This window comes from Flavobacterium sp. (assembly GCF_040402895.1).
Taxonomy (GTDB): domain Bacteria; phylum Bacteroidota; class Bacteroidia; order Flavobacteriales; family Flavobacteriaceae; genus Flavobacterium.
In genome coordinates this window covers 175,210-197,248 of record NZ_JBBALR010000002.1, presented here as the reverse complement: position 1 = coordinate 197,248, position 22,039 = coordinate 175,210, and the positions used below count along the sequence as shown (strand labels likewise).

General features: G+C 30.0%; 14 protein-coding genes. 3 read left to right on the top strand and 11 right to left on the bottom strand.

Going from position 1 to position 22,039, the window contains the following annotated elements; translation table 11 throughout:
* Window positions 1-22 precede the first annotated feature (22 nt).
* The 8 genes from ABWP60_RS02865 to ABWP60_RS02830 form a co-directional block, all read right to left on the bottom strand.
* Entirely contained in the window at window positions 23-1,717 is a 1,695-nt protein-coding gene (locus ABWP60_RS02865) for an OstA-like protein (RefSeq protein WP_353148234.1), read from the bottom strand.
* Between the two features lie 211 nt (window positions 1,718-1,928).
* Window positions 1,929-3,200: an adenylosuccinate synthase gene (locus ABWP60_RS02860; RefSeq protein ID WP_353148231.1), complete on the bottom strand. Its 1,272-nt coding sequence runs from the start codon at window positions 3,198-3,200 to the stop codon at window positions 1,929-1,931.
* Window positions 3,201-3,238: 38 nt separating this feature from the next.
* The gene (locus ABWP60_RS02855) at window positions 3,239-3,676 is read right to left on the bottom strand and encodes a Fur family transcriptional regulator (RefSeq protein WP_353148228.1); all 438 of its coding nucleotides are present in this window, start codon (window positions 3,674-3,676) and stop codon (window positions 3,239-3,241) included.
* Between the two features lie 103 nt (window positions 3,677-3,779).
* On the bottom strand, window positions 3,780-5,999 hold the full coding sequence (locus ABWP60_RS02850) for a RelA/SpoT family protein (RefSeq protein ID WP_353148225.1): 2,220 nt from the start codon (window positions 5,997-5,999) through the stop codon (window positions 3,780-3,782).
* A gap of 183 nt (window positions 6,000-6,182) precedes the next feature.
* Window positions 6,183-6,971 carry a TrmH family RNA methyltransferase gene (locus ABWP60_RS02845; RefSeq protein WP_353148223.1) on the bottom strand — a complete coding sequence of 263 codons (789 nt, stop codon included), beginning with the start codon at window positions 6,969-6,971 and terminating at the stop codon, window positions 6,183-6,185.
* Window positions 6,972-7,082: 111 nt separating this feature from the next.
* Complete coding sequence (locus ABWP60_RS02840; RefSeq protein ID WP_353148220.1) at window positions 7,083-8,399, bottom strand: amidohydrolase family protein; 1,317 nt, start codon at window positions 8,397-8,399, stop codon at window positions 7,083-7,085.
* An 81-nt stretch (window positions 8,400-8,480) separates the two neighbouring features.
* Window positions 8,481-11,504 carry an amidohydrolase family protein gene (locus tag ABWP60_RS02835; protein WP_353148217.1) on the bottom strand — a complete coding sequence of 1,008 codons (3,024 nt, stop codon included), beginning with the start codon at window positions 11,502-11,504 and terminating at the stop codon, window positions 8,481-8,483.
* 96 nt (window positions 11,505-11,600) lie between these two features.
* On the bottom strand, window positions 11,601-13,394 hold the full coding sequence (locus tag ABWP60_RS02830; protein ID WP_353148214.1) for a T9SS type B sorting domain-containing protein: 1,794 nt from the start codon (window positions 13,392-13,394) through the stop codon (window positions 11,601-11,603).
* 126 nt (window positions 13,395-13,520) lie between these two features.
* On the opposite strand from ABWP60_RS02830, the gene ABWP60_RS02825 reads away from it, so the two are divergent.
* Genes ABWP60_RS02825 through ABWP60_RS02815 form a run of 3 tightly spaced genes read left to right on the top strand, consistent with a single transcriptional unit; the run spans window position 13,521 to window position 16,870 of the window.
* Window positions 13,521-14,504 carry a GNAT family N-acetyltransferase gene (locus ABWP60_RS02825; RefSeq protein WP_353148211.1) on the top strand — a complete coding sequence of 328 codons (984 nt, stop codon included), beginning with the start codon at window positions 13,521-13,523 and terminating at the stop codon, window positions 14,502-14,504.
* Window positions 14,501-15,580 carry a DegT/DnrJ/EryC1/StrS family aminotransferase gene (locus tag ABWP60_RS02820; protein ID WP_353148208.1) on the top strand — a complete coding sequence of 360 codons (1,080 nt, stop codon included), beginning with the start codon at window positions 14,501-14,503 and terminating at the stop codon, window positions 15,578-15,580. Before ABWP60_RS02825 ends, ABWP60_RS02820 begins: the two co-directional genes overlap by 4 nt.
* Window positions 15,581-16,870: an O-antigen translocase gene (locus ABWP60_RS02815; RefSeq protein ID WP_353148205.1), complete on the top strand. Its 1,290-nt coding sequence runs from the start codon at window positions 15,581-15,583 to the stop codon at window positions 16,868-16,870. It abuts the gene before it with no gap.
* On the opposite strand, the gene ABWP60_RS02810 is transcribed toward ABWP60_RS02815, so the two are convergent.
* The 3 genes from ABWP60_RS02810 to lon all read right to left on the bottom strand — a co-directional run bounded on the left by ABWP60_RS02810 (window position 16,795) and on the right by lon (window position 21,931).
* On the bottom strand, window positions 16,795-17,385 hold the full coding sequence (locus ABWP60_RS02810) for a hypothetical protein (RefSeq protein ID WP_353148202.1): 591 nt from the start codon (window positions 17,383-17,385) through the stop codon (window positions 16,795-16,797). The two genes, ABWP60_RS02815 and ABWP60_RS02810, sit on opposite strands and share 76 nt — an antisense overlap.
* A gap of 844 nt (window positions 17,386-18,229) precedes the next feature.
* On the bottom strand, window positions 18,230-19,375 hold the full coding sequence (locus ABWP60_RS02805; protein WP_353148198.1) for a glycosyltransferase: 1,146 nt from the start codon (window positions 19,373-19,375) through the stop codon (window positions 18,230-18,232).
* A gap of 87 nt (window positions 19,376-19,462) precedes the next feature.
* On the bottom strand, window positions 19,463-21,931 hold the full coding sequence (gene lon, locus ABWP60_RS02800) for an endopeptidase La (RefSeq protein ID WP_353148195.1): 2,469 nt from the start codon (window positions 21,929-21,931) through the stop codon (window positions 19,463-19,465).
* Window positions 21,932-22,039 lie beyond the last annotated feature (108 nt).

Here is a 22,039-nt window from a genome sequence, read left to right as displayed (position 1 = left end):
TTTAGGTGAAAGGTTATAAAATTTACTGCTTTTTACTTTTCACTTTTTCCTTTTTACTTCCTACTTTTTTCCCATAATCGGTTGTTTCTTTTAACACAGTCATAGGTTTTTTTTCTTCTTTTTCTTTCTTTTTTGTTTCGATTTTTACTTTCTCGTCGATAGTTTTTTCTTCAGCTGGAAAAATATCTTCGATAGTATTTATTTTTTCGTCTATTCGCCAAATGAAACCTCGAAGTTGCCTTGCGTTCTTCGGAAATTCTTTATCCGGATAAGTATCGCTTAAAATTTGTTTGAAAGAAGTTAATTCTAAAATTTTATTGTTTTCTAATTGCATATTGATACTACTTGAAACCCCTTTATCGATTCCAACCATTTCATTTTCATCGTTATACATAAAATAAATTTTTTCGGTATTTTTGATTAAATCTACTTCATATAATTTGTTATCTCTAAACTTTCCGTATAAAAATTGCCCTTTCACTTGATTGAAATTGTCTTCACCAATAGTGTCTTTTTGAATTAAAAAAGCATTATTGAGTATTTTTAAGGAATCTAATTTCTCGGTTTTATTATTTCCAATTAAATGAATTACATCACCTGTCATTTGGTTATCGGCATTCCATATTACAGGTCTTCCGATAAGTTTTGTGAGTTGTGTTTTGTTATTCGAATGTATAGAGTCGCATTTGCCACTCATATCCGTTTTAAAGAAACGTACGTTGTTAAACGCTCTAATGGTTCTATCTTCTTGCGGACCCGTAACCAGTATTTTTTTTCCGTGTAAATACATTGTATCTTTTTCTACTAATGTTTTTACTAACGCTTTTTTGGTAATAAACATCGAATCTTTTTTGGTACCGCCAATATTTCGATATACTTCTGCGTAATGTCCGGTAGCAATCATATTATTAATTGTATCCGTAATTTTTACATTATTGGTCGCTTTTGCAAAATTTTTCTTTCGATCGTAATTGATAATATCGCCTTCTACTTTCCGATTATTATAAACGATATTAGATTTATCTAAAAGCCTTCCAACATCATTTTTAGTGTCATAAAATCCGTTTTCCGTATAAATTACATTCTCTTTACTAGTAATGGTACTTGGTCCGTAAACGTAGGAGTGACCTGAGTTGTCGTAAAATTCTAAATTATTGGTTTTAATACTAACTTGCGGATTCAAAACGGTAACTGCCGTTTTGAAAACATATTTTTTATTATTTATATAATATCTACCAGACTTACTTTTTAAAGTATTTTCTTTATTTAGTATGGTTCCCCAACTTCTATAAAAGGCTTCTTGTTTATTTCTGTCAAAGTAAATAGTATCGGTTGTTAAATTAGAATCGGGCGAACGCAAATTCACATTTCCAGTTGCAAATGCTTGAAGCGTTTTTCCATTATATTCCGCATATCGACTATTCATTACAATAGTATCGCCTTGATTTAATACAACGTTTCCAAACGCTTTTACATAATCTTCGTCGGTGTAATGATACGCTTTATTGCAATTAATTAATACGCCATTATGTTGTACTTGCACATTTCCGGTAAATATAATAGCACCTGGAATTTCATTTTGATTTTTATCGATAAAATCAGAATGTAAAATTTTTATTCCATTTGGATTTGATGGCGCAATAGGTTGATTAATAATTTGAGCATTTCCAACCCAAATAAAAAACACCAAAACGACAGCAGATATATATTTTCTCAATTTCTCAATTTTTTGTCAAATTTAAGTAAAATGTAGAATAATGAATGCGTATTAAGAATATTTTATGGTTTTTTTGATAGGAACACAAATGTTAAGGATTTTAAACGATAAAAAATAATAAACCGCAGATTTCAGATTTTGAATAATCTGCAATATGCGGTTTTTAAATGTGAGATTCTGAAAAGAGTTCAGTATTACTAAATTATAAAACTTATCTTGTAATAGTCTGCGTTCTATCAGGCCCTACTGAAACTACTTTTATTGGCACTTCTAATTCTTTTTCAATGAATTCTATGTATTCTTTTAATTCTGAAGGTAATTCTTCATACGTTGTCATTCCAGTTAAATCGGCTTGCCAACCTTTCATTTCTGTGTAAATTGGTTGCACGTTTTCGGGTTCAATGTTGAATGGAAAATGTTTTAAAACTTCTCCTTTGTACTTGTATGCGGTACAAATTTTAAGTGTTTCAAATCCGGATAAAACGTCACCTTTCATCATGTACAATTCGGTTACACCATTTACTTCTACAGCATATTTTAAAGCCACTAAATCTAACCAGCCACAACGACGGGCCCTACCAGTAACTGAACCAAATTCGTTTCCAATTTTTGCCATATTGGCACCCACTTCGTCAAATAATTCAGTTGGAAAAGGTCCGCTTCCTACACGAGTGGTGTAGGCTTTAAAAATTCCAAAAACCTCTTTTACTCTGTTTGGTGCAATTCCTAATCCTGTACAAGCTCCAGCTGCAGTAGTGTTAGAAGAAGTTACAAATGGATAGGTTCCAAAATCAACATCTAATAAAGAACCTTGAGCGCCTTCTGCTAAAATGGTTTTTCCTGCTTTTAAAGCTTTGTTTAAATATTCTTCAGAATCAATGAAAGTCAATGTTTTTAATTCTTCCACTGCTGCGAAAAATTCAGCTTCCATTTCTGCTAAATTATATTGCAAATCTACATCATAAAATGCTATCATGGCTTCGTGTTTGTCAGCTAAAGCACGGTATCTTTCTTTGAAATCAGCCATTTCTAAATCGCCAATTCGTAAACCATTTCTACCGGTTTTATCCATGTAAGTGGGACCAATTCCTTTTAATGTAGAACCAATTTTTGCTTTTCCTTTTGAAGCTTCTGAAGCGGCATCCAGTAAACGATGCGTTGGTAAAATTAAATGTGCTTTTCTTGATAAAAATAATTTTGATTTAATATCTAAATTAAATTTTTCTAATCCTTGAATTTCTGTTTGAAAAACCACTGGATCCATTACCACACCATTTCCAATGATATTTACATTGTTTTTATGAAAAATTCCAGAAGGAATGGTTCTTAAAACGTGTTTAATTCCATCAAATTCAAGTGTATGTCCTGCATTCGGACCGCCTTGAAAACGCGCAATAATATCGTATTTTGAAGTTAATACATCGACGATTTTTCCTTTTCCTTCGTCACCCCATTGTAATCCAAGTAGTAAATCTACATTCATTGTGTTGTTTGCTTTGAATGGACAATTGTCCTTATTTATTAATTCTTTTTTGTTCCGTAAAAATACAAGGAATGTGTTTCTATATTAATTCCAAACATCTCTTCCATAGTTTGTTTAATTTGCTGAATACGAGGATCGCAAAATTCAATTACTTCTCCCGTATCCGTTAAAATAATATGGTCGTGTTGTTTATCAAAATAAGACTTTTCATAATGTGCTTGATTTTGCCCAAATTGATGACGACGAACTAATTTACAATCTAATAATAATTCGATAGTATTGTATAAAGTTGCACGGGAAACACGATAATTTTTGTTTTTCATTTTGATATAGAGTGATTCAATATCAAAGTGTTCTTTATTTTCGTATATTTCTTGAAGTATGGCATAACGTTCAGGCGTTTTGCGATGTCCTTTTTCTTCAAGGTATTTTGTAAAAACGTTTTTTACCGTTTCTTGATTTTGATTGATATCCATTTTAAGTTTAAATGAAAGAAATGCAAATATAGTAAAAAGTGATTAGTGAAAAGTAAAAAAATATTTTAATTATTAACGTAAGTTATCTTTCAATTTCATTTATTTAACTATTATAAACTCTGGTAACTTTATCAATGCCTTCCACGGTTTTAATATTCTCAATTAACTTTTTAAGAATGACATTATTTTGCACCATTACTGTAATTTGTCCTTTGAAGATACCCGCTTCAGAATTTAAACTAATACTTTGAATATTAACATGCATTTGATTTGAAATGACTTTGGTTAGTTGATTGGTTAAACCCAGAACATCCATTCCTGTAATTTTTAAAATAGCATTGAATTCTTCTTGAGTAGAATCAATCCATTTGGCTTGAATGATGCGGTAAGCAAAGTTTGATTGTAAACTAATCGCATTTGGACAGTCCATTTTATGTACTTTTATTCCTTCATTTATGGTAACAAAACCAAAAACAAGATCACCTGGAATTGGACTACAACAATTAGAAAAATTATATTCTAGTTTACTTTGTTCTACTCCAAAAACTAATAAATCAAGTTGTTCTTTTGAATTATATTTTTGATTTTTTTCATCTGATGAACTGGTAGTTCTTTTGATTGTTTTTTTAAAGAAGTTTACTAAAGTATTGCTTTTTTGTGCGGCATAATCACGTAATTGTTGGTTTTCAATTGCCCCAATTCCAACACGATAAAATAAATCTAGACTGGTTTTTAATTTGAAATAATTTACTAGTTCATTAATTGAATTTTCGTTTAATGTTATTTTTAAGTGACGTAATTTTCTGGTTAAAATTTCTCGACCTTCTTCTCCGATTTTTTTAATGTCTTCATTTAATACATTCTTGATTTTAGTTTTTGCACGGGACGTGGAAACATAATCCAACCATTGAATTGTTGGTTTTTGATTTTGCGAAGTAATAATTTCAACCTGATCGCCACTATTTAATATATGATTTAATGGTACTAATTTTCCATTTACTTTTGTACCTCGCGTTTTCACGCCAATTTCAGAGTGAATACTAAAAGCAAAATCTAGTGAAGTAGCTCCTTTTGGTAACGATTTTATTTCACCTTTTGGTGTAAAAATGTATATTTCTTTAGCATATAAATTCAGTTTAAAATCTTCAACAAAATCTACAGCATTATTATTCGAATTTTCAAGAGCTTCTTTTAGTTGGTTTAGCCAAATTTCTAAGCTGTTTTCTTCTGTTGTATTATTTTTATATTTATAATGTGCTGCGTAACCTTTTTCTGCAATTTCATCCATTCGTTCACTTCGCACCTGAATTTCCACCCAACGCCCTAAAGGTCCCATTACAGTAATGTGCAACGCTTCGTATCCTGTAGATTTTGGTGATGAAATCCAATCACGAAGACGACTTGGACTTGGTTTGTAATGGTTTGTTACTACAGAATAAATTTTCCAAGCTAAGAATTTTTCATCATGTAGGTTTGATTTGTAAATAATTCTAAGTGCAAATTTATCGTAAACTTCTTCAAAAGTTACCCCTTGCAACTTCATTTTTCTTCGGATGGAGTAAATCGATTTTGGTCGACCTTTAATAATAAAATCAATTCCTTCCGGAGTCATAGATTGACTTAAAATGTCTGAAATAGATTTAATATAGGTGTCTTGCTCTTCTTTGGTTTCTTTAATTTTACTGACTATATCTGCGTAAACTTCTGGTTCTGTGTATTTTAAACCTAAATCTTCTAGTTGTGTTTTTATATTATAAAGCCCTAATCGATGTGCTAATGGCGCATAAATATACAAGGTTTCTGATGCAATTTTTGCTTGTTTATAGTCAGACATTCCGTCCATAGTTTGCATATTGTGCAATCTATCGGCAAGTTTTATTAAAATTACTCTAACGTCATCATTAAGCGTAAGCAGCATTTTTCTGAAATTTTCTGCTTGAAGCGAAATTTCTTGGTCGTTTTTTACTTTCGGAATTTTGGTTAATCCTTCAACAATTTTAGCAATTTTAGGATTAAACATTTTTTCAATGTCAGAAATAGTAATGTCGGTATCTTCCACCACATCATGAAGCAGGGCAGAAGCAATACCTGTGGCACCCAAACCAATTTGTGAGGCTACAATTTTTGCAACAGCAATAGGGTGAAAAACATACGCTTCTCCAGATTTTCTTCTTTGTTCTTTATGCGCATCCACTGCCACATCAAAAGCCTTCCGAATTATTTTTTTATCATCAGCTGTTAAACTTTGATAACTAATACGAAGTAACTCTTTATATTCATGGGCAATGGCTTTGTTTTCGGCTTCTAAATCAATCTCTATCATATTCCATTTTTGAAGAATATAAAAATAGTGTTTAAAATTTAGATTTCAAAAAAGTTTTTAAAAAAATACTATGTAGCTAGATTAAAAGTTTTGAAACACAGATTTAAGGAATTATTAAAATTTTTAAAATTTCTTAAATCTGAGTTTTTTTATTGACACATTGACTAATTGATAATTGTCTCATTAAAACCCACGTTGTCTTTTGGCTTCGAATAGTAAAATAGCCGCTGCTACCGAAACATTCATAGAATCGATAATACCTTGCATCGGAATGTTGATGTTTTTAGTTGCATTTTTTCGCCAAACCTCTGTGATTCCCGTGGCTTCCGTTCCCACAACTAAAGCGGTTGGTTCGTTGTAATTTTGTGTGTGATATGTGGCTGAATCTTGTAAAGTCGCACAATAAATATTTATGTTGTTTTCTTTTAAATATGCAATTGCTTCCTCTGAAGTCGCCACGGCAATTTGACGTGTAAATAAACAACCCACACTCGAACGCACAATGTTTGGATTGTACATATCCGATTTTGGATTGGCTATAATAACGGCATCAATATTGGCTGCATCAGCGGTTCGTAATAAAGCACCTAAATTTCCTGGTTTTTCTAATCCTTCTGCGACTAAAATTAAAGGGTTTTTAGATAATTTTAAATCGGATAATTGTAATGATTTCGATTTAGCAATAGCGATAATTCCTTCAGTTGTATCGCGATACGCTAATTTTTGATAAACTTCTTTCGAAATTTCTATTTTAAGATGTTCAGCTATTTCTATTTGTAGATTTTCGGATTTTCCAGACAATTCTGGATAAAAAAGTACTGTTTCTAATTCGTAACCGCCTTTTACGGATAATTCAATTTCACGTTGTCCTTCAATAATAAACGTTCCCGATTGTTTGCGTGCTTTGGCTTTTTCTTGCAATACAACTAAGTTTTTGACAAACGGATTTTGAATGGATTTGATTTGTTTCATTATGAGTGACTAAGTTGCTGAGTATCTAAGTTACAAAGTTATCTTTTTTAAATATAAAAACAAAGTCGCAAAACGAATGGCTTTGCGACTTTTAAATTATTAATTTGTGATTTAGTTTTTCACTTCCGATTTTGAGGAACCTTCCCTTTCAAACTTCCCTTTATATCTTTCGTATAATTCGGTTTGGTGACTTTCTAAACTAATTTGTCGTCCATCAATAAAAGCGTGAGCTAATTTGTTTGTTTTCATATCTAATGCATCCCCTTCTGAAATAAATAGGGTAGCGCTTTTTCCAGCTTCTATGGTTCCAAATTTAGCATCAATTCCTAAAATTTTAGCGGTGTTTGATGTAATTAATTTAAGTGCCTCTTCTTTATTCATTCCCCAAGCGGCACAAGTACCGGCGTAAAACGGAATATTTCTCGTTTGCATACGTTCCATATCACCAGAATTTTCTAAACCAACTACAATTCCTTTTTCGGTTAAAATTTTAGCAATTTTGTAGGGTAAATTTACATCTTCATCTTCCGAATTTGGAACGTCGTGCACTCTTCTCAATAAAACAGACACATTATTTTCTTTTAATAAATCGGCAATTTTATGTGCATTATAGCCACCAATAATGACTAATTTTTTAATATTGTTTTTCTTTTTGAATAAGATAATATCGGTAATTTCTTTTTCACCATTTGCGTTTACAAACAACGTTTTTTCGCCACTTTGTAACCCATTCATCGCATCATAAGGAATGTCTTTTGTTTTTTTATCTGATTTTAAATAATTAAACGCATTGTCAAAAAACTGTTGAATGCCTTTGGTTTGCTCGTCATATTTTTTGTTAGATTCTATGCCACCTGGTTCTGCCCACCATCCTAATCGTGCATAACTATTTGGCCATCGCATATGAATTCCGTCATTTTCTTTTATCACTGCGTCTTCCCAATTCCAAGCGTCAAATTGAACCACAGAAGAAGTTCCAGAAATTCTTCCACCACGAGGTGTAATTTGGGCAATTAAAACCCCATTTGGTCTTGCTGATTCTGTTAGTTTTGATTCGGAATTATATGCAATTAAACTTCTAATATGTGGGTTAAATTCTCCAATTTCACTTTCGTCATCTGAAGCTCTTACGGCATCAATTTCCACTAATCCTAAAGTAGAATTTGGTGCAATGAAACCCGGATAAATATGCTTTCCATCTGCTTGAATCACAATATCGTGTTTGCCGATTTTAGTTACCGTTGCATCTGAAACGGAAGCAATTTTTCCATCCACAATGGATATTAAACTGTTTTCTTGAACTTTTCCGTTACCTAAATGTGCCGTTCCACCAATGATTAAAATTGATTTCGTTTGCTTTGGCGCTGGCGTTTGTTGTGCAAAACTAATTAAAGTAGTTAGTGCTAGTATATATGTTAATTTTCTCATTTTATATTAATTTTTAATAACACAGATTTTTGAAATTATTTTAATCTGTGAAATCTGTGTTGAAAAATAGTGTAATACTTATTAATTATTGTATTTAGCGTGAAATTCTCTACATTTTTCACCAAGGGTATCACAGTGGTAATGTCCGCTCGATTTTTTCTTTGGTTCTTGAGTTTTTAATCCTTTGTTTTTAGCTTCTAACATTAAATTAATTAATTCATTTCTCTCTTTTTGCACCGTTTCATTTTTGGCATTTTCTTGATCCAAATCGAAGAAAATAATTCCGTCAACAATAGTTTTTTCTACAGTAGCATAAATCGTTAAAGGATTGTCAGACCAAAGCACCACATCGGCATCTTTACCCAACTTTATACTTCCAACTTTATCATCCACTTGTAATAATTTAGCAGGATTTAAGGTTACAAAATTCCAAGCTGCTTCTTCTGTTACACCACCATATTTTAGTGTTTTTGCTGCTTCTTGGTTCAATCTTCTTGACATTTCAGCATCGTCAGAATTGATTGAAACGGTTACACCAACAGTATTCATTAATGCTGCATTGTATGGAATGGCGTCATTTACTTCAAATTTATAACCCCACCAATCTGCGAAAGTAGAACCTCCAACGCCGTGTTTAGCCATTTTGTCTGCCACTTTGTAACCTTCTAAAATATGAGTGAATGTTTGAATTTTAAAATTATATTTTTCAGCTACTTTTAGTAACATATTTATTTCAGATTGCACATAGGAATGACAAGTAATGAATCGTTTTTTATTTAAAATTTGACTTAAGGTTTCTAATTCTATATCAAAACGAGGTGCAATTTTACTTTTGTTTGTATTGTATGCCTCCCATTCTTTTTGATACGCCATTGCACGTGAAAAATAGTCTTCATATACCTGTTCTACACCCATTCTGGATTGAGGGAAACGTAGTCTTTCAATATCACCCCAATTTGATTGTTTTACATTTTCACCCAAAGCAAATTTGATGTATTTAGGTGCATCTTTAACTAACATTTCATCTGGATTGTATCCCCATTTTAACTTGATAAATGCAGCTCTACCACCAATCGGATTGGCAGAACCATGTAATAAGTTAGCAGATGTTACCCCACCAGCTAAATTTCTGTAAATGTTAATGTCTTCAGAATTTACAACGTCTTCAATGGTAACTTCAGCCGACGAATTTTGTCCGCCTTCATTTACTCCATTTGAAATGGCAATGTGCGAATGTTCATCAATAATACCTGCGGTTAAGTGCTTGCCTGTGGCATCAATAACTTTTCCTTTTTGAGGTAAGTTTTTGCCAATTTTAATAATTTTTCCGTTTTCAATTAAGACATCGGTTTCTTTTAAAATTCCCTCTTTTTCTCCTGTCCAAACTGTGGCGTTTTTAAATAATATTGTTTCTTGTTTGGGTTTAGTTAAATTTCCAAAAGCTATATTTGGAAAAGTAACTGGATAAAAAACGGGTGTTTTCTTATCTTCTTTTTTATCAGTTGCAGTATCTTTTTTTAATTCAGTAGTTACTGGTTTTTTAACAGCACTCCAAGCTACTTCTTTTCCGTTTTCTAAAAAGGCTTTTCCAGAAAAACCGGTCTCAGATTTTAATCCAGAAATTCTTATAAATTTCGATGAAATAGTATCTTTTCCTCTAACAACCATCGTAATCCAAGGATCGTTGTATGTAATTTTTGTTCCGAACTCTATTTTGTCTTGCGAAATTTTAGCTTCTAATTTTGTGATTTCACCTTCAATGGCTAAATTGTAAGTGTTGGAATCTAAAATTAAATCGTATTTACCTCTAATATCTGAAGGTTGTATTTTTTCAATTATAAATCTATTTCCTTGCACCCAATTTTCTTGAATTGTGTTTTTTGATTCGAAAATATCACCACTCACGATAATAAAATTTGCTAAGTTTCCTTTTTTTAAGGAACCAATGTTTGTTTGGTTTACAATTTTTGCAGGAATTTCCGTTAATGCAGCTAATGCTTTTTCTTTAGGAAAACCAAATTCTACGGCTTTTCTTAAGTTAGTTAAAAAGTCTTTTGAATTTTTTAAATCGGCAGTTGTTATTGCAAAATTAATATTGTTTTCAGCAAGTACTTTAGGGTTATATGGCGCTTGATTCCAAAATTTCATATCAGACAAAACCACTTGTTCTGCTAAAAAAGAATCGGAAACGTCATAGGCATCAGGAAAATTAATTGGAATAATAAATGAAGCATTTGTTTTTTTAATTTCTTCGATACGTTCTAATTCGTTTCCGCTACCTTTAATTAGGTAATTTATTCCGAATTCGTCACCTATTTTATCTGCTCTTAAGATATTTAATTTATCGCCAGCATTAAATATTTGCACCAAATTTTTATTTTGATTAAATACTTCTAATGAAATATCTTTTGTTTTTGAGCCTCCAGCAGCATACCAATTAGCATCATGATAAAACTGACGAATTAATGCCATACTTCCCATCAAAGAAGAAGGGTAGGATTGTCCGGAAAGCGAACTTCTTTTAAATGTTAAGTGTTGTGATATTTTATTATTTAAAATTCTAACACCATTATTTTCGATGTCATTTAATGTCCAAAGTAATCCTGTTCCGGCTACAATTCCATCGTTATTAAAACTTAAAACTGTTCCAAATCCAGTTTCTCTTAAATCTTTCGCCGTTTTTTCATCATAATTTAAGTTCTCATATGCATTAAAATCGGCTCTAATGTGGTCATTCCAATAGTACCCATTTCTTTCAGAGTCGTATTGTGGTGATCTTGAATTTCCTGATTTTCTTTGTGGTTTTTGAATTCCAAATTCAGTATATAAGTCAATAAATGAAGGATAAATGGTTTTTCCTGTAGCATCAATTATTGTTGCGTTTTTAGGAATTGAAATTTGTGTTCCGATTTCTAAAATTTTATCGCCTTCAAATAAAAGCGTTGCATTTTCAATTTTAACTATTGAAGAGGAGTAAATAGTTGCATTAGTAATTGCAACTGGATTTTTATAGGTTTGTTTGACCCCATCATTTTTTGGAAAATAATTTTGGCTAAAACCTAAATTGATAGCTAATATTGCTAGCAGGACATTAAATATTCGCATAGTTTTTTGTTTTTTGTTGGCTAAAAGTATAAAATTTATTTGAGACAAGTTACTTTTTAAAATTATAGTTATAATTTTAAGTTTTGTTTACATCTGCTATCTTCTTAAATATAAATAACCAGTTATTGGTTTTGGATAATCAGGATCATTAAGATACAAAATGTAGTAATAGGTTCCACTTGGCGCTTCATTATTTCCCATTGTATTTTCTGAATACCCATTCCAATCAGGTTTATTGTTATTTCCAGTCCATAATAATCTTCCCCAGCGGTTATAAATTTCTAACTTAAAATGTATAAAAATATCTCGTAATCCTTCAATAAAAAAGAAATCATTTAAACCATCATTATCAGGTGAAACAGCGTTATATACTATAGGTTCGCAATTTTTTGTAAATAATTCAAACGAAGTTAAGCTGTAACAACCATTTTGTTCATCGTCTATTCTAACCCAAATAGTTTTTGGAGTTTGTAATGCTTCAAAATTATTTAAAAATAGTATTTGATTGGTGAAATTTAAAGCGTCTGCTTCAGAAGAATAAAATGTACTCAAATGTCCTGGATTTGTTTTTACGGAACCTTCATACTCAGAAAAATCGAAGCTACCTTTTGTTAATCCTAAATTGCAACTTACAAGATCATCAAGAGCATTGAAATTTGGAGAAACTTTAAGTTGTAATGGTAAATTAAATGTGTTATTAGTTTCCGATATTTCATTTACAATTCCGGTTCCATTGCCTATATCGTCAACTTTTGCAATAAAATTAAATTGCAAAGGAATGTTTGAAGGGATTGTTACCAAAATAGTTCCTGTTTCAGATCCATTGATTGGAATGGTGTTTTGCGTAAAAGACGAACCAACAACTATATTATCAGCATAAAAAGTAATTGGCGTGTTAGCAGGTAAACTGGCTGTAGAATTGTTATTGGTTACAATATAATTAATTTGAAGTTGCCTTTCATTACAACTTAGTATAGGTGCAGGAAAAGTAATTCGTGCATCGGGCAACTGACTGTTCAATTTGGTTACTATTGCATTAATCATTACATAATCTTGCCCTGAAGTCAGCTGAATTAATGCCGAAGTATCTCCTATATTTATGTTATTTTGGATGTTATAAATGTCCAAATCCATATTATATAATTGATTGGAATTTGTAATCGAATTAGTGCCATTGAAAGCATTGTTTCCTGGATTTAAAGGCGGATTACTAATTATATTTCCATTAATTCGCAAGGTTTCGTTTACTTGAATACCGGAGTCACCTTCCCAAGCTAAAAAACCAATTTTTGCATCTACATTATCAATAACATTTAAAGCATTTAAAGGCACGTTTAAAAAATTTTGAAAAAAAGAAACCACTTGCATACCATCGTATACGTTCAACTGATTTAAAGGTAAAGAAGGATTTTTATAGACTACAATTAAAGCCCAACCTGCAAAATTGGTACTGTTTTGCGCATGTAGCGATATGAAAGAACTTACATCTAAGTCTGAAAGCGTATAGGTACCATTTCCGGTGGCTTGAACTAGAGAGGTAACATTAGCAAATGCGCTAAAAAAATTAAAGGATTGTCCTTGTGTTAATGTATTTGAAAACGTTCTGGTTGCCGTTATATCTGTTCCATTTAATTTGACATTAAAGTCGCCAGTTCCACAACCTGCCCAATACAGATAAGCACTTTCAATACTATCATTTGGATTAAGTGCCAATGTAGCGGAAGATGTTGTTAAAACCGCTGGTGTAGTTTGAAATGAATTTTCAATAGGATTTAGTGTGTTTCCTACAAATGTAAAGTCATATCTCCCATTAAATTGGTTATATAAACCAATATTTTGAGAAAATGAAAATTGTAAAATAAACATAAAAAAAACAAGTGATTTTTTCATCAAGAGGTTTAAATATTTAATATTTATGCTTAATAATTTTACCAAAGTAATAAATTTTACTAATTTCCCCAAAGATTTAAGATACGAAATTCCTATTTTTCAAAATTTGAATACTTAAAATCAATAATGGATACTTATAAAATAGTAAAATATACTTCCGAACATTATAATTTATGGAATGACTTTGTAGCAAAAGCTAAAAATGCTACATTTTTGTTTCATAGAGATTTTATGGAATATCATTCCGATAGATTTGAAGATTATTCATTGCTTATTTTTGATGAAAAAGATAATTTAATAGCACTTTTACCGGCAAATAGAGTAGGTGACGAAATATATTCGCATCAAGGTTTAACTTATGGCGGGTTAGTTTTAGATTCAAATTGTAAACTTTCGGAAGTGATACAGCTAAATTATCAGCTAATACACTATTTATTTGATGCTGAAATTATAAAACTTCATCTAAAGGTAATTCCAACTATTTATAATTCATTTCCTTCAGATGAAATGGAATATATTTCCTTTTTATTAAAAGCCAAACTAACCAGAAGAGACGCAATAGCAATTGTGGAATTAGGAAATAAAATTACTCCTTCTAGAGTTAGAAAGCGAGGTATTGAAAACGGCGAAAAACATCAGTTAAAAATTGTTGAAGAAACCACTTTTGATTTGTTTTGGAAGGAATTATTACTTCCAAATTTAGCACAAAAATATCAAACAAAACCCATTCATACTTTAGAAGAAATAACCTATTTAAAGTCAAAATTTCCAAAATTAATTAGGCAATTCAATGTGTATTTTGAAAATAAAATTGTTGGTGGTGTTACCGTTTTTGTTACTAAAAATGTAGTGCATCCACAATATATTTCGGGAAATATGGCATTCAATACTAAATATGGTGGATTAGATTTTTTATATAATCACTTAATTAACAGTGTTTTTAGTAATTATAAGTATTTTGATTTTGGTATTTCTAATGAAAATAATGGTTTACAATTAAACGAAAGTTTACATTATTGGAAAGAATCTTTTGGAGCAAGAACTATTGTTCAAAATTTTTATGAAATTGAGACTAAAAATTATGTAAAATTAAAGCAGGTTTTGATATGATAAAATTTTTAGATTTACATAAATTAAACAAGCCATTTGAGGCCCAATTTTTATCTAAAACGGCAGCATTTTTAGATAAAGGTTGGTATATTTTAGGTGATGAAGTGAAACAATTTGAACAAAGTTTTGCTACATTTTCTCAATCAAAGCATTGTATTGGAGTTGGAAACGGATTAGATGCTTTAGTGTTAATCTTAAAAGCTTATATTGAATTAGGAAAATTAAAAAAAGGTGATGAAATACTTGTTCCAGCCAATACCTATATAGCTTCTGTTTTAGCAATTTTGCAAGCCGATTTACTTCCTGTTTTTGTAGAGCCAACTATTGAAACGTACAATATCGATCCCAATTTAATTGAAGAAAAAATTACTTCAAAAACAAAGGCCGTTTTAGTGGTTCATTTGTATGGTCAATTAGCCGAAATGGATAAAATTAATGCTATTTGTGACTCTCATAATATACTTATTATTGAAGATGCTGCTCAAGCTCATGGGTTAACTTTTATAGGAAATCACACGAGAGCATTTAGCTTTTATCCCGGAAAAAACTTAGGTGCTTTAGGCGATAGTGGAGCGATTACAACCAACGATGATACTTTAGCAGAAGTTTTATTTTCTCTAAGAAATTATGGTTCTAACAAAAAATACCATAACGATTTTATTGGAATAAATTCTCGTTTAGATGAATTACAAGCGGCATTTTTAAACATTAAGTTGCCACATTTATATACTGAAAATGAGACGCGAAAAAGAATAGCAAAACGTTATTTATCTGAAATTAAAAACAAAAAAATTGAATTGCCAATTTGCAACAATTTCAATGAACATGTATTTCATTTATTTGTTATTCGTACAGAAAATAGAGATGATTTACAAGAATATTTAAATTCTAACGGAATTGAAACCGTTATTCATTATCCCATTCCGCCTCATAAACAAAAAGCATTACAGGATTATAATCATTTGAATTTGCCAATAACAGAAAAAATTCATGATGAAGTTTTAAGTTTACCTATAAGTTCTGTTTTGCAAGAAGCTGAAATTACCCATATTATTGCTACTTTAAATTCCTATTAATTGTCAGAAATTAAGAAAATAATTCAACAACCTTTATTCAAAATTACTTCTTTGAATAGTATTCATATTTTGTTGAAATTAATTTTTGGTTTTAGTACTTCTAAGGCGTTAGCTCTTTTTGTTGGTGCAAACGGAATGGCATACGTAGGAAACTTTAGAGCTTTTTTAAATGTAGTTGAAAACTTTTCCTTACTCGGAATTCAGAATGCGATAATAAAATATGTATCTGAATATCAGCACGATAAAACTAAATTGAAATCGGTTTTAGCCACTTTTGGATTGTTGCTTTTATCTTCTTCAATTGCAATTAGTTTCATCTTGATTTTTGGTGCCAATTATTTGTCAAAACAACTATTTAATCAATCTGAAATGTATGGTTTTTTGTTTTATATTTTGGCTATTTTATTTCCATTATATGTTTTTTCAACGTATTGTATTTCAGTAGTTAACGGTTTTCAGGAATATAAAAAGGTTATTTATATTCAGATTATTTCAAGTGGTATTGCGTTAGTATTTTCGTTGTTTTTAATCTATTATTATTCCACATTTGGCGCTTTGGTTTCCTTAGTTTTAGCACCAGTTTTTGTGTTTTTTGTTTGCTTGTTCTATCTTAAAAATCTTATTTCAATTTCTGATGTTTTTTCCTTTTCATCTTTTGATTTTTCGGTTTTCATAAACTTGTCTGAATATGTGTTGATGGCCTTGGTTTCAGGTGTAATTGGTTCATTCGTATTATTGGAAATTCGTACCGATATTGTTACAATAACGGGATTACAAAATGCCGGTATATATGAAGGTTTACAACGGATTTCCTCGTATTATTTATTATTTGTTTCTTCGATAATGACAATTTATTTTTACCCAAAATTAGCTGCAAAAAATTCAAATTTAAAGGAAATTATTTTTAATTATTTAAAAACGATTATTCCACTTTTCACTATTGGTTTAGTAATTATTTATTTTTTGCGAAAATTAATTATTCAAGTTTTGTTTTCTTCTGAATTTGAAACAATGGAATCGTTATTTCTATGGCAATTACTAGGTGATTTATTAAAAGCAATTTCTCTAATTTTTGGAACCATATTAATTGCAAATAAAAAAACAAAGACGTTTATTATTACAGAAATAATTTCTTTATGTATCCTATATTTTTCATCAAATTGGATGTTACACACTTTTGGAATTAACGGAATAGTAATGGCTCACACCTTTACTTATTTCATGTATTTGTTAGTAATGTTTTTTATATTTTTTAAAAAAATGAAAAGTAATAACAGCACAATTGGATAAAATACAATATGAAATCTATCGCCTTGCGTACTTGAAATTCCTGAAATAAAAAAAACGTAACTAAAATATAATGCAAAAACTAAGACAATTTTATTATGTTTTTTAAAAGTTACAATAAAATACAACGCTAACAGTAATCCAAATAGGGTTATTAATTTGTTTTGCCATTCTGTTATTTCTGAAATAAGTTTTATTTTTACATCATAATGTTTCTCATTTTTAATGTTTTTCAGATATTGAAGTCGTGAACTAGATGTTTTTGTATTTTCTTCCACATCATCAATATAAGCCTTAACCATATAATATGTGTTATTTCTAATTTGGAAAATTAAATCTTGATATGCAATACTTTTTTGATTTTTAAAGGGTTGACTAAATATGAAATCAGCGCGTTTATTACTGTTTTGATTTAGTCTTTTATTATTTTTTAAACAAATTGCTTTACTTCCTAAGTAATTATAATAGGTAACAGCATCAATATAACTTATTGTATAATTACCATATTGCTCTTTCATTTTAGTAATTTGAAACAATAGTAAAGTTATTGGTACTATTAAAACTAGTATTCGTTTAATGTTCCAAATTTTATAAATCTTAAATAAATAATATAGAAAGATACCAATCGAAAAGTAAATGATACCTGGTCTAATTAATATTGTAAAAAGAAATAATGAAATAGCGTAAAATAAATAATCTGTTTTACTTAAAATATAATATTTCGCCAAACAATAAAAAGCAACTAAAATAATAAAAATAAAAGGTATCTCTGAAAGTATTTCATTTATATGAAGACTTATACCAAAATATGTTAAAAGTAACAAACTGAAATAAAAAGACTTTTTTTTATTGAAAAATAAAACACAAATTTTAAAAAAATAAATTATGATACCTACATAAAATAAAATATTAATGAAAATAACATAATTATATAAATCTAAATATTTATCATAGCCAAATAGTATCGGAAAACCATAAATTAGTGACATTCCAATTGGTCTGTAATAATGAACTTCAAAATTTTTAAATAAATAAATTGCAGATTCTAAATAATTCTCACAATCTACACATAAGTCATTTTGAGAATATAAGGATAGAAATAAGTTAATTAGTAATATTGAAAATAAAGTAAATACAATTAAAAGGTATTCGTATTTAAGTTTTGAAAACATATTTTTTTTGTTAAAAGTAAACAAAATAAACAAAAAAACTACCTGTTTTTAATTTAGCGAGTGTAAAACGTTTACTACTTATAAAAATTGAAAATTATCATTTTTTATATCGATAGAACTTACTTTAAAGTATAAAAATAATTGTAATGATGCATTTAGAGCTACTTATTAAATATTAAAATAAGATTTATTATGTTTGTAACCAAAGCGTTACATACTTTTGAGCTTGCGTAACATAATGATGTTCTTTATTTATGAATTGAATGGCATTTTTACCAATTCGATTAATTTCTGAAGGATTTTCAATTAAACAAGATAGTTTTTCTACTATATAATCTACGTCGGGCAAAGCATTTATACCTACTTCATCTTCTTGTAAATTATACCAATTTAAAAACTCCGTTTCTGCGCCAGTAAATACTACTTTACCTTTTGCCATGGCTTCTAAAGCATTATATCCTTGATCCAAACCATAAACCTGATCTAAAATGATGTTTGCTTTTTCAAAATGTTTTTGATAATCTGTATAAGGTAAATCTCTTGTAATTTTAATCTCAACTAAATTTGGGTATTTTTCTTGAATAATTACAAGTGCTTTTTCAAAAAATGAAGTTCCCTTTGTGTATGAATTCCCTGAATTTATCCCTAAGAAAATAGAAATTTTTGCAGAAATTGTAGTTTCACTACTTCCAATTTTATCAATATTTATAGGATTTGAAATCAACCCTAAATATTTTGGATTGCCAATAAGTGGCGCTACATAATCCAAATCGGAAGCGATGACACCAAAACTATTTTCATATAAAAAGTGATGAATTTTTTGATGCGATTTGGTTAAAAAATCAAAAAAATAGGCATATTGTTTTTTGGCTTCTGGAACACCTTCAAAGTACGGATTCATTAAAGAGTATCTGTCTTTTTTATTTAGCATATGTGAAACGGTCATGTAGTCTATTCCGCAACACATTAAGAAAATCTTATTGTTTTGTTCGAAAATGCGTTTCAATAAAAATAATTCTAACTTAGAAATAGTTTGTATAGGTCTTTCATTAATTAACTGCACTACATCAAAGTTTTTCAACTTTTTAGAAATCCACCAAAATCGAATGCCATGTTCTAATAAAGCCAAATCGAATTTAAACATTCTAAACCAAATTTGTCTTGGAATATTTCCTACTTTCGATTTAAAAAAAGCAGCACGAATACTAATATCTGCTGGAAAATTTTTAAATCCATCGCCATTATTCACCAATACAACTTCATGGCCTAATGCCAAAAGTCCTTCCTTTAATGAATTGTGTAACCGACTAAATTCTCCAACAAGTAATATTTTCATTATTTGATTTTAATATTTCAAATATAAAGAAAAAACCTATATGTTTTATTTCATATAGGTTTTAGTCTGATTTTAAAATTTTGAAATTTAATTTAACTTTTTAATGTCAAAAGTTACTGCGTTTTTTACTTTTTCTTTCAAAATAGCTATGTCAATTACTTCTTTCATAGTATCAACATAATGAAAAGTTAAACCAGCTAAATAATTGGCATTAATTTCTTCAATATCTCGTTTGTTTTCTTTACACAAAATAATTTCTTTAATATTGGCACGTTTTGCAGCTAATATTTTTTCTTTAATTCCACCAACAGGTAACACTTTTCCACGTAAAGTAATTTCACCTGTCATGGCAATATTTTTCTTAATTCTATTTTGTGTAAAACTAGAAACCATTGAGGTTAACATGGCAATTCCAGCACTTGGACCGTCTTTTGGCGTAGCGCCTTCTGGTACGTGAATGTGAATGTTATATTGGTTTAAGACATCAGATTCAATATTTAATTGTTTAGAATTTGCCTTAATATATTCTAGTGCTATTGTAACCGATTCTTTCATAACAGTTCCTAAATTTCCAGTCATAGTCATTGCGCCTTTTCCTTTTGAAACTAACGATTCAATAAATAAAATATCACCTCCAACGGATGTCCAAGCTAAACCAGTAACTACACCTGCTGTATCATTATTTTCATATTTATCACGTTCCATTCTTGGCGATTTTAATACTTCAAGAATATCAGCATCTGTTACTTTTTTATTATAGTCTTCTTCCATAGCTACAGATTTTGCAGCATGACGCACCATTTGAGCAATCGTTTTATCTAAACCACGAACACCAGATTCACGTGTATAACCCGTCACGATTTTTTCTAATTGTTTTTTACCAATTTGTAAATCTTTTGTAGTTAATCCGTGTTCCTTTAATTGTTTTAGCAACAAGAAGTTTTTTGCGATTTCAATTTTTTCTTCAATGGTATACCCCGACATATTAATTATTTCCATTCTGTCTCTTAACGCCGGTTGAATGGTGGATAAACTATTAGATGTGGCGATGAACATTACTTTAGATAGGTCGTAACCTAGTTCTAAAAAATTATCATGGAAATCGCTATTTTGTTCTGGATCTAAAACTTCTAATAGCGCAGAAGATGGATCGCCATTATGACTGGAAGATAATTTGTCAATTTCATCTAAAACGAAAACTGGATTTGAGGTTTTGGCTTTTTTTATGGATTGAATAATTCTACCTGGCATCGCACCAATATAGGTTTTACGATGTCCGCGAATTTCAGCTTCGTCACGTAAACCACCTAAAGAAATACGCACATATTCTCTTCCTAACGCTTCCGCAACCGATTTTCCAATTGAGGTTTTTCCCACACCCGGAGGTCCGTATAAACATAAAATTGGCGATTTCATATCGTTTCGCAGTTTCAGAACGGCCAAATGTTCAATAATACGTTTTTTTACATCTTCTAAACCAAAATGGTCTCTATCTAAAATTTGTTGTGCTTTTTTTAGATCAAATTTATCTTTAGAAAATTCGTTCCAAGGCAGTTCTAAAAATAAATCTAAATAATTTCGTTGTATTCCAAAATCAGGTGAATTCGGATTAGTACGTTGTAATTTATAAATTTCTTTATCAAAATGTTCCGCCGTTTTCGCATCCCATTTTTTACTTTTTCCTTTATTACGCATTTCTTCAATTTCAGCATCATGCGAAACGCCACCCAATTCTTCTTGAATGGTTTTCATTTGTTGCTGTAAGAAATATTCGCGTTGTTGTTGGTCTAAATCAAATCGAACTTTAGATTGAATATCGTTTTTTAACTCCAATTTTTGAAGTTCTAAATTCATGTATCGCAACGTTTCTAAAGCGCGTGCTTTCAAATCTACAATACCTAATAAATATTGCTTATCTGAAACATTTAAATTCATATTTGAAGACACAAAATTGATTAAAAACGGATTACTCTCAATGTTTTTAATTGCAAAAGTGGCTTCTGAAGGAATATTTGGACTCTCTTTAATAATTTCAATTGCTAAATCTTTAATTGATTCAATTATAGTTGAAAATTCTTCATCTTTTTTATTCGGACGCACTTCATTTACTTCCTTTATTGTGGCTTTAAAGTATGGCTCAGTTTGAGTAAATTCATTAATTTCGAAACGCTTTTTTCCTTGAAGAATAATGGTTGTATTTCCGTCAGGCATTTTCAAAACACGCATAATTTTGGCAACGGTTCCTATATGATGAATTTCATCTGAAGTAGGATCTTCGTCTGCTTCATTTTTTTGGGCTACTACACCAATAATTTTACCGGCTGCATTGGCATCGTTTATTAATTTGATTGATTTGTCTCTACCAGCCGTTATTGGAATAACCACTCCAGGAAATAATACGGTATTTCTTAAGGGTAAAATGGGTAAATCAGCAGGTAATTTCTCATTGTTCATTTCCTCCTCATCTTCTGGAGTCATTAATGGAATTAATTCTGCTTCTGAATCTAATTCTTGAAGCGACAAATTGTCAATCGCTACTATTTTATGGTTTGGCATATCTATTTATAAGTCATTTTGTCATTAAAAAAGGGACGTAAATTTACAACTATTTTTTTTAATTGACGTAAGTCTCAATAAAAACAGCAAATACATATTAATTTACAT

Bases quoted from the DNA above. Each gene is read 5' to 3' on its own strand.
- ABWP60_RS02860 (WP_353148231.1), bottom strand. From the start codon at position 3,200: ATGAATGTAGATTTACTACTTGGATTACAATGGGGTGACGAAGGAAAA.
- ABWP60_RS02855 (WP_353148228.1), bottom strand. From the start codon at position 3,676: ATGGATATCAATCAAAATCAAGAAACGGTAAAAAACGTTTTTACAAAA.
- ABWP60_RS02850 (WP_353148225.1), bottom strand. From the start codon at position 5,999: ATGATAGAGATTGATTTAGAAGCCGAAAACAAAGCCATTGCCCATGAA.
- ABWP60_RS02845 (WP_353148223.1), bottom strand. From the start codon at position 6,971: ATGAAACAAATCAAATCCATTCAAAATCCGTTTGTCAAAAACTTAGTT.
- ABWP60_RS02840 (WP_353148220.1), bottom strand. From the start codon at position 8,399: ATGAGAAAATTAACATATATACTAGCACTAACTACTTTAATTAGTTTT.
- ABWP60_RS02835 (WP_353148217.1), bottom strand. From the start codon at position 11,504: ATGCGAATATTTAATGTCCTGCTAGCAATATTAGCTATCAATTTAGGT.
- ABWP60_RS02830 (WP_353148214.1), bottom strand. From the start codon at position 13,394: ATGAAAAAATCACTTGTTTTTTTTATGTTTATTTTACAATTTTCATTT.
- ABWP60_RS02825 (WP_353148211.1), top strand. From the start codon at position 13,521: ATGGATACTTATAAAATAGTAAAATATACTTCCGAACATTATAATTTA.
- ABWP60_RS02820 (WP_353148208.1), top strand. From the start codon at position 14,501: ATGATAAAATTTTTAGATTTACATAAATTAAACAAGCCATTTGAGGCC.
- ABWP60_RS02810 (WP_353148202.1), bottom strand. From the start codon at position 17,385: ATGAAAGAGCAATATGGTAATTATACAATAAGTTATATTGATGCTGTT.
- ABWP60_RS02805 (WP_353148198.1), bottom strand. From the start codon at position 19,375: ATGAAAATATTACTTGTTGGAGAATTTAGTCGGTTACACAATTCATTA.
- lon (WP_353148195.1), bottom strand. From the start codon at position 21,931: ATGCCAAACCATAAAATAGTAGCGATTGACAATTTGTCGCTTCAAGAA.